The 282-nt window shown below is 69.9% G+C and carries 1 pseudogene; it reads left to right on the forward strand.

The features are described from left to right. A pseudogene (locus DBV35_RS29905) lies at positions 1–282 on the forward strand (inositol-3-phosphate synthase); the annotation flags it as partial.

The following is a 282-nucleotide window of genomic DNA, read 5'->3' on the forward strand; positions in this document are numbered from 1 at the left end:
CCGATCCGTCGACCCAGGTCCCCGGCCTGATGCACGTCGACTTCGGCGGGTACCACGTCCGGGACGTGACCTTCGTGGCCGCGTTCGACGTCGACGCGAAGAAGGTCGGTCAGGATCTCGCCGACGCGATCTCGGCCAGCGAGAACAACACGGTCAAGATCGCGGACGTGCCGCCGCTCGGGGTGACCGTGCAGCGCGGGCCGACCCTCGACGGTCTCGGCCGCTTCTACCGGGAGACCATCACCGAGGCCGACGGCGAGCCCGTGGACGTCGTGCAGGTGC

The organism is Acuticoccus kandeliae, from assembly GCF_003073115.1.